General features: G+C 48.8%; 14 protein-coding genes and 8 tRNA genes. 6 read left to right on the forward strand and 16 right to left on the reverse strand.

The genetic code is table 11. From position 1 onward, the window contains the following. Nucleotides 1–9: 9 nt before the first annotated feature. Both SPTER_RS11405 and SPTER_RS11410 read left to right on the forward strand, forming a co-directional pair. Nucleotides 10–222, forward strand: a complete 213-nt coding sequence (locus SPTER_RS11405; RefSeq protein ID WP_144350519.1) for a hypothetical protein — start codon at nucleotides 10–12, stop codon at nucleotides 220–222. A gap of 138 nt (nucleotides 223–360) precedes the next feature. Further along, nucleotides 361–1,407, forward strand: a complete 1,047-nt coding sequence (locus SPTER_RS11410) for a mechanosensitive ion channel family protein (protein ID WP_211367547.1) — start codon at nucleotides 361–363, stop codon at nucleotides 1,405–1,407. A gap of 148 nt (nucleotides 1,408–1,555) precedes the next feature. On the opposite strand, the gene SPTER_RS11415 is transcribed toward SPTER_RS11410, so the two are convergent. From SPTER_RS11415 to SPTER_RS11430, 4 genes are all read right to left on the reverse strand, one after another. Further along, nucleotides 1,556–1,792: a hypothetical protein gene (locus SPTER_RS11415; RefSeq protein WP_144350521.1), complete on the reverse strand. Its 237-nt coding sequence runs from the start codon at nucleotides 1,790–1,792 to the stop codon at nucleotides 1,556–1,558. Nucleotides 1,793–1,915: 123 nt separating this feature from the next. Next, nucleotides 1,916–2,389, reverse strand: coding sequence for a 2-thiouracil desulfurase family protein (locus tag SPTER_RS11420; protein ID WP_144350522.1), 474 nt, complete (start codon nucleotides 2,387–2,389; stop codon nucleotides 1,916–1,918). Between the two features lie 275 nt (nucleotides 2,390–2,664). Next, on the reverse strand, nucleotides 2,665–4,305 hold the full coding sequence (gene hcp, locus SPTER_RS11425; RefSeq protein WP_144350523.1) for a hydroxylamine reductase: 1,641 nt from the start codon (nucleotides 4,303–4,305) through the stop codon (nucleotides 2,665–2,667). Nucleotides 4,306–4,362: 57 nt separating this feature from the next. Then, nucleotides 4,363–5,082, reverse strand: a complete 720-nt coding sequence (locus SPTER_RS11430) for an ATP-binding protein (protein WP_144350524.1) — start codon at nucleotides 5,080–5,082, stop codon at nucleotides 4,363–4,365. A 109-nt stretch (nucleotides 5,083–5,191) separates the two neighbouring features. On the opposite strand from SPTER_RS11430, the gene SPTER_RS11435 reads away from it, so the two are divergent. Next, a complete protein-coding gene (locus SPTER_RS11435; RefSeq protein WP_144350525.1) occupies nucleotides 5,192–5,884 on the forward strand; it encodes a Crp/Fnr family transcriptional regulator in 693 nt (230 codons plus the stop codon). A 142-nt stretch (nucleotides 5,885–6,026) separates the two neighbouring features. On the opposite strand, the gene SPTER_RS11440 is transcribed toward SPTER_RS11435, so the two are convergent. From SPTER_RS11440 to SPTER_RS11470, 7 genes are all read right to left on the reverse strand, one after another. Beyond that, nucleotides 6,027–6,115: transfer RNA gene (locus tag SPTER_RS11440), tRNA-Leu, on the reverse strand. Nucleotides 6,116–6,123: 8 nt separating this feature from the next. Further along, nucleotides 6,124–6,198 (reverse strand) — tRNA-Cys (locus tag SPTER_RS11445). Between the two features lie 7 nt (nucleotides 6,199–6,205). Further along, nucleotides 6,206–6,280, reverse strand: a tRNA-Gly gene (locus tag SPTER_RS11450). Between the two features lie 5 nt (nucleotides 6,281–6,285). Then, nucleotides 6,286–6,361: transfer RNA gene (locus SPTER_RS11455), tRNA-Phe, on the reverse strand. Nucleotides 6,362–6,467: 106 nt separating this feature from the next. After that, nucleotides 6,468–6,544, reverse strand: a tRNA-Asp gene (locus tag SPTER_RS11460). A gap of 142 nt (nucleotides 6,545–6,686) precedes the next feature. Continuing rightward, nucleotides 6,687–7,049 carry a response regulator gene (locus SPTER_RS11465; protein WP_144350526.1) on the reverse strand — a complete coding sequence of 121 codons (363 nt, stop codon included), beginning with the start codon at nucleotides 7,047–7,049 and terminating at the stop codon, nucleotides 6,687–6,689. A 38-nt stretch (nucleotides 7,050–7,087) separates the two neighbouring features. Then, nucleotides 7,088–7,750 carry a hypothetical protein gene (locus tag SPTER_RS11470; protein WP_144350527.1) on the reverse strand — a complete coding sequence of 221 codons (663 nt, stop codon included), beginning with the start codon at nucleotides 7,748–7,750 and terminating at the stop codon, nucleotides 7,088–7,090. A 142-nt stretch (nucleotides 7,751–7,892) separates the two neighbouring features. Here SPTER_RS11470 and SPTER_RS11475 point away from each other — a divergent pair, with 142 nt between their 5' ends. The 3 genes from SPTER_RS11475 (at nucleotide 7,893) to SPTER_RS11485 (ending at nucleotide 10,628) form a co-directional block, all read left to right on the forward strand. Further along, complete coding sequence (locus tag SPTER_RS11475) at nucleotides 7,893–8,969, forward strand: ABC transporter substrate-binding protein (RefSeq protein WP_246105581.1); 1,077 nt, start codon at nucleotides 7,893–7,895, stop codon at nucleotides 8,967–8,969. Nucleotides 8,970–8,995: 26 nt separating this feature from the next. Next, nucleotides 8,996–9,742: an ABC transporter permease gene (locus tag SPTER_RS11480; RefSeq protein ID WP_246105582.1), complete on the forward strand. Its 747-nt coding sequence runs from the start codon at nucleotides 8,996–8,998 to the stop codon at nucleotides 9,740–9,742. An 85-nt stretch (nucleotides 9,743–9,827) separates the two neighbouring features. Beyond that, nucleotides 9,828–10,628 carry an ABC transporter ATP-binding protein gene (locus tag SPTER_RS11485; RefSeq protein WP_144350529.1) on the forward strand — a complete coding sequence of 267 codons (801 nt, stop codon included), beginning with the start codon at nucleotides 9,828–9,830 and terminating at the stop codon, nucleotides 10,626–10,628. A gap of 44 nt (nucleotides 10,629–10,672) precedes the next feature. Here SPTER_RS11485 and SPTER_RS11490 read toward each other — a convergent pair. From SPTER_RS11490 to pyrF, 5 genes are all read right to left on the reverse strand, one after another. After that, nucleotides 10,673–10,748 (reverse strand) — tRNA-Trp (locus SPTER_RS11490). A gap of 3 nt (nucleotides 10,749–10,751) precedes the next feature. Beyond that, nucleotides 10,752–10,826, reverse strand: a tRNA-Gly gene (locus SPTER_RS11495). A 96-nt stretch (nucleotides 10,827–10,922) separates the two neighbouring features. Beyond that, nucleotides 10,923–10,999 (reverse strand) — tRNA-Asp (locus SPTER_RS11500). 186 nt (nucleotides 11,000–11,185) lie between these two features. Beyond that, on the reverse strand, nucleotides 11,186–11,758 hold the full coding sequence (pyrE, locus tag SPTER_RS11505; RefSeq protein WP_211367549.1) for an orotate phosphoribosyltransferase: 573 nt from the start codon (nucleotides 11,756–11,758) through the stop codon (nucleotides 11,186–11,188). Then, nucleotides 11,758–12,429 carry an orotidine-5'-phosphate decarboxylase gene (pyrF, locus tag SPTER_RS11510; protein ID WP_144352876.1) on the reverse strand — a complete coding sequence of 224 codons (672 nt, stop codon included), beginning with the start codon at nucleotides 12,427–12,429 and terminating at the stop codon, nucleotides 11,758–11,760. The genes pyrE and pyrF overlap by 1 nt, the downstream gene beginning before the upstream one ends. Between the last annotated feature and the right edge of the window lie 37 nt (nucleotides 12,430–12,466).

Raw genomic sequence — 12,466 nt, forward strand, 5'->3', positions numbered from 1 at the left:
GGTTTCACTATGAATTTTAAAGACATAAATAACTTTACTATATGGGGATTAAGTATTTCTGCTATACTCAATTTATTTTTCCTGTACCTTGAACTGAATAGTCAACGCTGTGGCGCCCAGGAAGGAAAAGAGAAAGCGTCGGCCGAGAAAAAGCTTAAAGACGAAGTCGCTGAACTGCGCAAAGAAATTTTGTCACTCAAAAATAAAATTAATACACCCTGATTCCGACATTCAGCTTCTCCTGCTCCGCCTCTATAGCAGGCAGGACTTTGCCTGCTTGCTTGGCGAATAAGTATATAACATTCTGCAGGCAACCCAACGGTTGCCTAAACCGCTAGGAAAAAAGGAGGCTGCGTATTGGTGCAGGATATTTTAAAGGTAACATTTTTCCAAAACAGTGTTGAACAGTATTTGATCTCATTGGCAGTGCTTGTCATTGCGCTTATCGTTGTTAAACTATTTGAATTTACGGTTTTAAAGCGCTTAAAGCTATGGGCCGGAAACAGTCAGGGCAAGATTGACGCTAGGTTGCTCAATAATCTTGAGAGAACCCTGCTGCCAGCCCTATATTATAGTTCTTTTTATCTGTCGCTGCGCAGTCTGACATTACATGACAGCCTGAACCGGGCCAGTGATGTATTGGGGATTATCATTCTAACAGTTTCAGCCCTTCGCTTTTTCATTGCGTCGGTGGATTACGGACTGGAATATTTGTTAACAACGAAAGAAGCTGCCGACCGGGAACGCACTGTCAAAGCTGCTATGCCCATCTTAAAGGTGATGATTTGGGCGGTGGGGTTCATCTTCCTGCTGGATAACCTGGGGTTTCAAATCTCGGCGGTTGTTGCCGGCCTGGGAATTGGCGGTATTGCCGTAGCGCTTGCAGCCCAGACACTGTTGGGTGATCTTTTCAGCTATGTCGCTATTGTTTTTGACAAGCCTTTTGAAATCGGTGATTTCATTATTATTGGTGAACAGCTCGGCACCATTGAGCATATCGGCATTAAAACAACCCGGATCCGAAGCCTGGGCGGCGAACAGCTGGTCATTGCCAACTCCGACCTTACCAACTCCCGTATCCAAAATTATAAACGGATGGCCGAGCGGCGGGTTCTGTTCAGATTCCGGGTTATGCCTAATACACCAAGCGAACAGTTGCAGGCAATACCGGAAATCGTCCAAGACATTATTGAGAACATTGAACATACAGTCTTTGACCGGGCCCACTTTGGCTCCTTCGGGGAATACAGCCTTGATTTCGAGGTAGTCTACTATGTTGTTGGCAGCGATTACAAAAAATACATGGATATTCAGCAAAGCATCAATTTAGCATTAAAAAAAGAACTTGAGCAGCGAAATGTTGAATTTGCCTATCTGCCCAAGGCCCTGTTCCTGAAAAATCAATAGAATAATCACTGGCCTACTGCAAATAAACCGCCGGCACTTCAAAATTGCCGGCGGTTTTCCCATATATGAATAGGCATATCAGCTTGCAGATAAAATTCAAAACGGCTGAAGACTCTTGGACAGGCCCGGTCTTTCTTCTGCCGCAGGATCAGTCCCACTCAAATGTCAGAGTAACTAATAACTGGTCACCATCGGGCTTAATATTATAGTAAGAACACGACGATAGCACCTTCTGAAAAGATCTGAATTGTTTCGGAGATTCGCCGGTAATTTCAGGGACTCTGATGATAACAAGCGCTTTATTCTGAAAGTTCTCCACAATACTTACGTTATTGGAAACCAGCTTAATGCCGGACAGGATCCGAATAAAAGTAGACCGTTTCACAACCAGAACCCCCTTTTAATAATCTATGTTATGTCTATTATAACACATGTAAAAGCCTTGCGTATAATTAATTCACCAGAGTCCCCAAGCAACCTGTAATGTCATTCAGCAATCACAGCTATATCACCTTTGTATATCAGGCGGCTGCTCAGATAAAAGTTTGTCGCCCGCTATATTACTCAGCCGGAACTTGTTTTCAGTACAAACTTTTATTTTTTCCTGCTTTAAAAGCGTACACAAGATCCCGTCGCCCGCCGTTAAGGTGCCGGAAAAAGTGCCGTCATAAATCACCCCACAGCCACAGGTTGGTGATTTTGATTTCAGTATAGCCGTTTTGCAGCCAACCAGCCGGGCAATCTTCAGGGCAGTTTTTGCCCCGTCCCTATATTCAGATGTCAGGTCCTCACCCTTGATAGTCAAAAAACGGCCGCCACATTGCTCTACACAGGGCCGTGGTGTGGCTAAACCGGCCAATATTTCCGGGCACAGCGGCAGCGCCTGCCCTGTTTTCACCAGTTCTGCTACCTCAGGTATAAGAAAATCCTGCCCGTTATACCGGCACTGCACCCCGGCCAGACAGGCACTGACGATAAGCATAGTCTCTTCCCCCTGTTGTGGCTATATTCTATATTGTAGCTTATCCGGCAATTCCTGCAAAGAACCTGGGTAAAATACTTTAGTTAAACCGGTAGCGGTGATACTCCCGCCGGGGAATATCACCGTTACCCATTAATCCATAATTTATACTTTAGGGGAATTCAGCTACTGAATTTTTGCCACAATGACAAGAAAAAGCGGTGATTGCTCACCGCCGTTCCTATCATTCAATAACCATGGTTGTTTCCCGGGCAAGACTGAGGCAGCAGCCCTGTTTAACGGCTGAGAATGGCCTGCAGGTCCTGTTCCGGCGTGCTGATCGGTGTCAGGGCAAATTTTTCGACTAAGATGTTCAACACATTGCCGGATAAGAAAGCGGGCAGGGACGGGCCGATATAGATATTTTTAATGCCCAGCGCCAGCAGTGTGAGCAGGATGCATACGGCTTTTTGCTCATACCAGGACAGCACCAGGGTCAGCGGCAGGTCATTAACACCGCAATTAAAGGCTTGCGCCAGGGCTACCGCGACCTGGATAGCGGAATAGGCATCATTGCACTGTCCCATATCAAGGATGCGGGGAATGCCGCCGATATCGCCAAGGCTGAGATCATTAAACCGGTACTTGCCGCAGGCCAGGGTCAGGATCACAGTGTCAGGCGGCGTTTTTTGCACAAATTCAGTGTAATAGTTTCTGCCGGGTTTAGCGCCGTCGCAGCCGCCGACCAGGAAAAAGTGCTTAATATGACCGGCCTTGACAGCATCGATCACCTTGTCGGCCACACCCAGCACGGCATTGCGGGCAAAGCCTGTCATTACCTCGGTGCCGCCGTTAATACCGGTAAAATGCCGGTCTTCCTGCCAACCGCCCAGTTCCAGGGCTTTATTGATAACGGGGGTGAAATCCTTGTTCAGGCCGCTCTTCTCTTGCGCGCCAATACCAAACAGCCCTAAGGCTTTATCAATGATTGAGGCATCTTTTTTATCGTTGCCGGCCGCAATATGCTTGATCTCAGGATATCCGACCACATCAGTGGTAAATACCCGGTCTGCATAAGACGCCTTAGGCGGCATGAGGCAGTTGGTGGTAAACAGGATCGGCGCCGGCAGGTTGTCAAATTCTTTTTGTTGATTCTGCCAGGCAGTACCAAAGTTGCCTTTAAGCTGGCTGTATTTTTTCAGCTCCGGATAAGCATGGGCCGGCAGCATTTCGCCGTGGGTGTAAATATTGATGCCTTTACCTTCCGTTTGTTCCAGGAGCTGCTTTAGATCATGCAGGTCATGGCCGGTGATGACAATAAACGGGCCTTTTTCCACCAGGGCAGGAACTTTTGTCGGTACCGGATGGCCATAAGCCGAAGTGTTGGCTTCATCCAACAGCCCCATACATTTCAGGTTAACTTGTCCAAACTCCATCAACAGGGTTAGCCATTCATCGGCAGTGTGATCTTCGCCCAGAGCGCGCAGTCCCGTGTAGAACCAGGCGGTGACGTCGGCGGCGGTTTTGCCCAGGATATGGGCGTGCCAGGCATAGGCGGCCATACCGCGCAGACCAAGCAGCAGGGTAGACCGGAGCGATACAATATCCTCATTGCCGGTCCACAGGGCGGCGGCGGGAAAATCCAGAGCCTGCGGGTCCAGCGCGGCTTTTTCCGTGTGGACAAGATCGATGAGTTCGGTAATACGGGCATTATCGAAGTTTACATTGGTCACAGTCGCAAATAAGCCTTGCAGGGTCAGGGCATCTGCCAGTTTACCGGGGGTTTTCCCGGCAGCGGCCCGGGCCAGGCCGATCAACGCGCCGGTAAGTTCATCCTGTTTGCCGGCAACATCGGGCTTTTTCCCGCAGACCCCTACTTTTGTACAACCCTTGCCACCGGCGGTTTGTTCACATTGAAAACAAAACATTTCTGACATTGTTATTCCTCCTCGTATTTTTATCTTAATTGAATGACCATTACCATTGAGTACACTTTAGTCTGACAGCAGCTGACCCTCGGTAGTGATTGTCGTCACCTGCCAGGGGATAATCTTGCCGGCATTTGCCAGGGCCTGTTTCACGGCATTGACAATCCCGCCACAGCATGGCACACTCATACGCAAAACAGCAATACTTTTGATTTCATTGGCCTTCAGGATAGCTGTCAGTTTCTCGGCGTAATCCACGTCATCCAGCTTGGGACAGCCAATCAGGGTGATCTTGTTGCCCATAAATTCGCTGTGAATATTGGCATAGGCATAGGCCGTACAGTCAGCTGCAATCAACAGATTGGCGTTATGGAAATAGGGAGCGTTTACCGGCACCAGTTTAATCTGGCATGGCCATTGACGCAGCTGGGATTGAACTGGTGCCGACATTGCCGGAGCAGGCTCAGTTGGAACCACTTTTTCAATCAGCCGGGAATGGGTACCGGGGCAGCCACAGGCCAGATTGGGAACCTTGGCCGGTGCCTCTTTTGCGGCCAGGTGCTGCTTGACTGCCTCCTCATCAAAGGCGTCTGTGTCGCGTTCTTCGATGGTTATAGCGCCGGTAGGACATTCGGGCAGGCAGGCTCCCAGACCATCGCAGTAGGAATCGGACACCAGCCTGGCTTTGCCGTCAATTAATTGCAGGGCGCCTTCATGGCAGCCGCTAATACATAATCCGCAGCCATTGCATTTCTCTTCGTCTATTTTAACAATCTTTCTGATCATTGCAGTCCCTCCTTTTTGCGAATGTACTTGTTCTCTGTGAATTCATTGTAATATAATGAAAATAATAAATCGGTAGCCGTAGCTACCAAAAATAAGGCTGTGATGAATTATGGGTCATGATATGATCGCCGTGCTTACACATTCACCCCTGTTTGGCAACATTGAGGCTGAATCCTTAGCGTCTGTTCTCGGCTGCCTGCAGCCTAAAATATCTGCCTACCCCAAAAATAATTATATCGCGCTGGCCGGTGATGAGTTTGCCGGCCTGGGTATTGTTTTAGCCGGCAAAGCCACTGTAATTAAAGAAAATGCGGCCGGCAGCAGGATTGTCATGACCAGCCTGGAAGCAGGCGATATCTTCGGGGAAATGATTGCGTTTTCCACACTCAGCGCCTGGCCGGTTTCCGTAATAGCCCAAGCGGAAAGTACGGTCATGTTTTTGCCGGCGGTAAAAATCATGGGCACCTGTCCCAACGTCTGCTCCAGCCATAAGCAGCTAATCACCAATATGCTGAGAATCTTATCGGAAAAAGCAATCCTGCTCAACCGCAAAGTTGAATACCTGTCCATTCGCGGCATGCGGGAAAAAATCAGCTCCTATCTTTTGGACCAGCACAGGCAAACAGCCAGAAAAACGTTTACCCTGACGTTAAACCGCAATGATCTGGCCGATTTCCTTAACGTATCCCGGACGGCTTTATCCCGGGAAATGGGCCGCATGCGCGACGAGGGTTTGATTGATTTCTATCGCTCCTCGGTGAAAATTACCGACCTGGACACGCTTAAAAAGGTTATCGAGTAGCCTGGCTGCGACCTTCCTTCATTGCCGGCAATAAGAAAACCCCCGGAATATTCCGGGGATTTCTTATTGCCTTGTTATTTTTAGAATATCACTGAATAAGGATTTTGAGTCACTAAATTCCTAAATTCTATGTCGATATGAATGGTGCCGAGGACCGGAATCGAACCGGTACGGAAATTTCTTTCCGACGGATTTTAAGTCCGTTGCGTCTGCCAGTTCCGCCACCCCGGCATAAATTTTGGAGGCGACACCCAGATTCGAACTGGGGAATAGAGGTTTTGCAGACCTCTGCCTTACCACTTGGCTATGTCGCCGTCACTATGGAGCGGAAAACGAGATTCGAACTCGCGACCCTCGCCTTGGCAAGGCGATGCTCTACCGCTGAGCTACTTCCGCTTAAATGGTGCCTCAGGACAGAATCGAACTGTCGACACGAGGATTTTCAGTCCTCTGCTCTACCGACTGAGCTACCGAGGCATAAGCAGCGAACCATGTTGTCACGAGCCGCTAGGCGAACTGAGAACATACGTGAGTCGCTTAGTTCTGAGCGCAGTGAAGAACATCCACTACCCGTAAGAGAAATTGGCGACCCTGAACGGATTTGAACCGTCGATCTCCGCCGTGACAGGGCGGCATGTTAGACCGCTACACCACAGGGCCGCTTAACAAATCGCAAAATAAAGTATATACTAATCTCTTACTTAAGTCAATACTTATTTATAGCCAATTTATCAACTAAAAGCAACAGTAAAAATTATTATATAGCCTACAGTACACTCGTCAAGTACTTCGGCCAATTGATTCAGGTAGTTAAAACCTTATTTACCGTTTCCTCCACCTGTTCCGGTTCGAAAGGTTTAACGATAAAACTGGCCGCTCCCGCTTTTATGGCATCGGCAATAATACTGCGCTGCCCGATGGCTGTTACCATGATAATCCGGGCTGACGGATCTGTCTCATGAATATGCTTTACGGCTTCTATACCGTCCATAATTGGCATCGTAATATCCATCGTGACCAAATCAGGTTGGTGCTGACGATATAGCTGGACAGCCTGTTTGCCATCGCCGGCCTCACCGGCAATTTCATGCCCCATATCTGTTAGCAGCTTTTTCAACATCATCCGCATGAACGCTGAATCATCACAAACTAAAATTCTTGACATATAATAACCTCCCTATTTGGCGCGTCCATACTGCGAAGCTATTGCAATTGTAATCGCAACCGTTCCAGCGCCGGACTAAGATTTTCTTTGAGGCGGTCGCCCAGTTCCGGCAGGGTTTTAGCATCAAATTCAGCGGTCATCAGCGGTGTGCGTCTGAGCCGTATCTCACTAAAAAACTGGTCACGAAATATATTGTAATTTACCACAAGGTTACTTTCTGTCGAAAAATCACTGTAGTCTATTATAATATAAGAACCATTCAAGCCTTTAAGCGGTTCGTGCGGATTTATGAAAAGGTCAAATCCCGCCAGCGTTTTCGGTAATTGGTCTGCATATGTCCATTCGGTAATTTGCTTGCCGGCAAATTGAGCACACAGGCAGGCGGGTTCAAAGTGAGCCAAGCCCCATAGTGTTTTATTCATCCGGTCTGCCAATAGTTTTTCCAGAGCCGCCAGATTACCGGTTATGAAGCTGATATCACATAATTCGGTTAAACCGATTACCGTACGGACCAAAAAATCCCTGGTGGCTTTATCATATAAAACAGTAAAGCTCCGTCTGGCTGCCTGATTATTATATGTAAAAATACGATACTGAGAACCACAGGTCATAAACTCATTAATCAATGTAAAGCCGTAAATTTCCCGCGGCAGGTCCTGTAAAAATTTCCAGCCTGCTACTTCTTCAATAATCTTTTCCATATACTGCTCCACCTCTAACCTCTTACTTAGTATTCTGGACTTAAATAAAAAAACCTGCCTGACAAGTAACCAAAAAATAAACTTAGAATAGTATGAAGTAGCTTCCACCGGGATCATTCCAAAACGACAAGGAGGAAATCATATGTTGAAACGTTGGGGCGGGCTATTGTCAGTCTTACTGGTACTTACCCTGTTCATTACGGCCTGCAGTCAGGCGCCTGCCGCCCAAACCAGGCCGGCAGCAGGACCGGACTGGGCTTACGGCTTAACTGCACTGCCGCAGGAAACTGTGGTAAAGGTTGGCATGAAACAGGTTGTTTCTGATGCCGGCATTCTCATCGGTATGGCTAAAGGCTATTACCAGGATCTTGGCATCAAAATCGATCCGGTCCAGTTTAATTCCGGCCAGGAAATGATTAATCAACTGGCTGCCGGACAATTAGATGTTGGCGCAACCGTAACTGCTGCGGGGCTTTTAAATGCTATGTCCCGGGATATACCGGTCAAAATTGTTGCCGACAAGGGAATTAATGTCCCGGGCCAGGGCTATTACCGCTTAGTTGTGAGAAAAGAACTGGCCGGTGAACTGAAAAGCTTTGCCGACTTGCGGGGCAAAAAAATTGCCGTGGTTGGCACCGCCTCTTTAGACGAGATATGCCTGGCCCGGGTTTTGGCCAAAGGCGGGTTGACGACCCAGGATATTGATATGCTGGTCATCCGGGCCTTTCCTGATATGCTGGTCTCTTTAAGCAACAAGAGCATTGATGCCGCCATGGTCATTGAACCCTTTGTCACGCAAGGCATAGCCAAAGGAATTATTGACCCCTGGAAAGATCCGTCTGAATATGACCCGGACGCGCAAATCGCCTTGCTGGTATATGGCACCAGCATGACCACACGGCCGGATGTGGCCAACCGGTTTATGACTGCCTATGTTAAATCCATGCGGGATTACAATGACGCTTTTTTCAAAAACAAAAACAAAGCTGAAGTTATTGACATGCTCTGCAAATACTCGGTAATCAAAGACCCTGCTCTTTACGAAAAAATGTTTCCCACCGGGCTGAATCCTGACGGTTATCTGCGAATGGACGGCATTGCCGCTGATTTAACGTGGTATAAGGAAAACAGCCTGCTTAACTCTGATATCAGTCTGGAAGATGCTGTTGATAATAAATATGTAGACTTTGCCGTCAAAACCTTAGGCCACTATCAATAAGATGTCGTAACCGGGAGCTGATTGATGTGAAAACAGCTATATCAATATTATCACCATTGACCCTGTTATTGTTTTGGGAAGCCGGTGCCCGGTTAGGGCTTATCGACACCCGCCTGCTTTCCAGCCCGTTGCTCATTCTTGAGGCCTTTGTTCCGCTGCTGGTTTCCGGCGATCTGCTTTATAACACCTGGGTAAGCGTTATGAGGGTTATTTTAGGGTTTGTTGCCGGTGCAATTCCTGCTATTCTCCTCGGCATGAGCATGGGCCTGTCACCCCTTATCCGTTCAGCTCTTGAACCGATGATCGCAGCCACCTATCCGATTCCGAAACTGGCTATCATGCCGCTTATTCTCCTGATCTTCGGACTGGGCGAAACCTCTAAGATCTTCACGATTGCAATCGGTGTGTTCTATCTGGTGGTAATTAACACCATGGCCGGGGTTTTAAACATTGATAAAATATATCTGGAAGTCGCGAAAAACTTCGGCGCCAGCCGCAAAGACTTCTATCTCACCGTAGCCTTGCCGGGAGCACTGCCGATGATATTTGCCGGCCTGAAGCTAGGTATGGGGATGGCGCTGATCCTGATTGTTGCGGCGGAGATGTCGGCGGCCAAAGCCGGTGTCGGCTGGATGATCTGGCGGGCTTATGATATGTTTGCTATTGAACAGATGTTTGTTGCGTTAATCACCTTGTCCGTGCTTGGGTATATCTTTTCCCTGCTGCTTGATTGGCTGGAATGCCTGGTACTGCCGTGGAAACAGACCAGCTAATGTAGATTTATTCGCTTACGTTCGTTAACCGCTTCGTTCGTTCGCTCGAACTTCGAACCACGATCCACGAAAAGGAGGTGTGCCCATGCCTTATGACGATACCGGCATTATTCTCAAGCAGCTCGGAAAAGTCTTTGCTACCAGCCGCGGCCCGGTTACTGCGCTTACCGATATCAATATTGCTATCGGCGCCGGCGAATTCTTTTCTATTGTCGGTCCCAGCGGTTGTGGCAAAACCACACTGCTGCGCATTCTGGCAGGCTTAGACACCGCCTCCGCGGGGAAAGTCAAAATTATGATACCAGCAAGCGACCAGCCTGTGAATTCAATGGTATTTCAGGAACAATCAGTCTTTCCCTGGCTGAGTGTAGCCGACAATGTTGCGTATGGCCTTAAACTGCGGGGTGTAGCGAAAAAAGAACGCTATGCAATTGCCGACAAATATATCAGGATGATTGGCCTGAGTAAATTTGCCGGCTCCTATCCCCATCAGCTGTCAGGCGGCATGAAGCAGCGGGTAAGCGTAGCCCGTGCTTTTGCCAATAACCCTGAAATCCTGTTAATGGATGAGCCCTTTGGGGCCCTTGATGAGCAAAACAGGATTCTTCTCCAGCAGGAACTACTAAAGATCTGGGAGTTAAACAAGAAAACAACGGTTTTTATCACCCATAGCATCGATGAGGCGTTATGTCTTAGTGACCGCATCCTGATTATGACGGCCCATCCCGGGACGGTCAAATCAATTGTGAAAATTGACCTGCCCCGTCCCCGCGACATTGCCCAAATCCGGACTACGCTCCGTTATAATGAGCTATTTCAAAACATCTGGCTGACATTACGCGAAGAAGTTTTAAAAGGCAAAGCCTTAGAGTTGGCAGATAACTAAGAAAGAATCCACTGAGAATTAGGTCTCAGTGGATTCTTGTGCTATGGCAGGGGCAGAAGGACTTGAACCCTCAACCAACGGTTTTGGAGACCGCTACTCTACCAATTGAGCTATACCCCTGTATGGAGCGGAAAACGAGATTCGAACTCGCGACCCTCGCCTTGGCAAGGCGATGCTCTACCGCTGAGCTACTTCCGCTTTAAAAAGGAAGTTCCTCACTGTCGTTTGGAACTAAGCGACTTACTCAGGTTCTCATTTTGCCTTTCGGCTCGTGAGAACCTGGTGCGCTGCTTATGGCGACCCCGAACGGATTTGAACCGTCGATCTCCGCCGTGACAGGGCGGCATGTTAGACCGCTACACCACGGGGCCACTTAGCTATTATCTCCTGACGAGATCTAATATTACCATGTTTTTGACATAATATCAATACCTATCACAGGTTATTTTAATAAATATTTAATTTAACCTTTATTTTAACGCAAATATCGCGGTTTTGCAGCAATTTTCAGAGATAATACAGGCTGTGCAAGACTGCACAGCCAATGGTACCATTGATTATAGTTTGCGGCTGCCCCGTTTGGTCAGCGCGGCTCCGTCCCGGCATAACGGGCAGTCAGCAGGCTGATAGGCAGGAACGGCAAGGTGGAGTAAAGCCCGGGCGGGAATGCCGAAATCAGCCTTACCGCCACTGCGGTCAACCAGGATGCCGACCCCAACCGGCGTACCGCCTTGCTCCCGGATTACCTCAATAACCTCTTTTACCGAGCCGCCGGTAGTAACAATATCCTCGACAACAAGCACGCGCTGGCCCGGCTCAATGACAAAGCCGCGGCGGAGCGCCATCCTGCCATTTTCGCGTTCGGTGAATATGGCCCGCGTACCAAGCTGTTTGCCTACTTCATGAGCCAAAATAATGCCCCCGGTTACAGGACCAACAACAAGCTCTACCTGTTCATCCTGGAAGCGTTCAGCCAAAGCGGCACATAGTTTCTCCGTATGGCGGGGATATTGCAGCACCTGAAATTTTTCCACATACAGCGGGCTGTGCAAACCCGAGGTTAATAAGAAATGACCTTCTAAAATAGCACCTGTCTCAATAAACAACGCGCGCACTTCTGCTTCCTTCATTATGCCTGCCTCATTTCTTCTAAAATTGCCAGGGCTGCGGCCCGCGGCTCCCCGGCCGCAGTGACCGGCCGGCCTACCACCAGGTAATGAGCCCCGGCCCGGAGAGCAGCGGCCGGTGTAGCCACCCGGCTCTGATCATTTAATGCCGCACCTTGAGGGCGAACACCAGGCGTAATGATCGCAAAATCCGGTCCGCAGACGGCTCTAATCAGCGGCGCTTCCTGCGGCGACGCTACCACGCCGTCTAAACCGGCCTCCTTGGCCAGCTTGGCCAGATGGACAACCTGTTCGGGAATAGCGGTACTATGCCGCAGCAGGGACCATTCCTGTTCATCCATACTTGTCAGCACGGTGACGGCAATAAGCTTAGGCCGGGGAATGTTAAGGTTAAGCGCAGTTTCAGCCACTTGTGCCGCCGCCGCGCGCATCATCGCCGCCCCGCCTGATGCGTGGACATTAATCATGCCTACTCCCAGCCTGGTCAGCGAAGCGGCGCCCTGCGCGACAGTATTGGGAATATCATGCATTTTCAAGTCCAGAAAAATATCTTTGCCTAATTCGCGCAAATAAGCCAGGCATTCCATACCGGTACTGTAAAAAAGCTGCATGCCTACCTTATAGTAATGTACAGTATCGCCTAATGTCGCAACTAATTGGCGGACTTCAGCCATAGTAGCAACATCAAGAGCTACGATCAAACGGTTTTCC

The sequence above is a fragment of the Sporomusa termitida genome (assembly GCF_007641255.1).
In the GTDB taxonomy this organism is placed as follows: Bacteria; Bacillota; Negativicutes; order Sporomusales; family Sporomusaceae; genus Sporomusa; species Sporomusa termitida.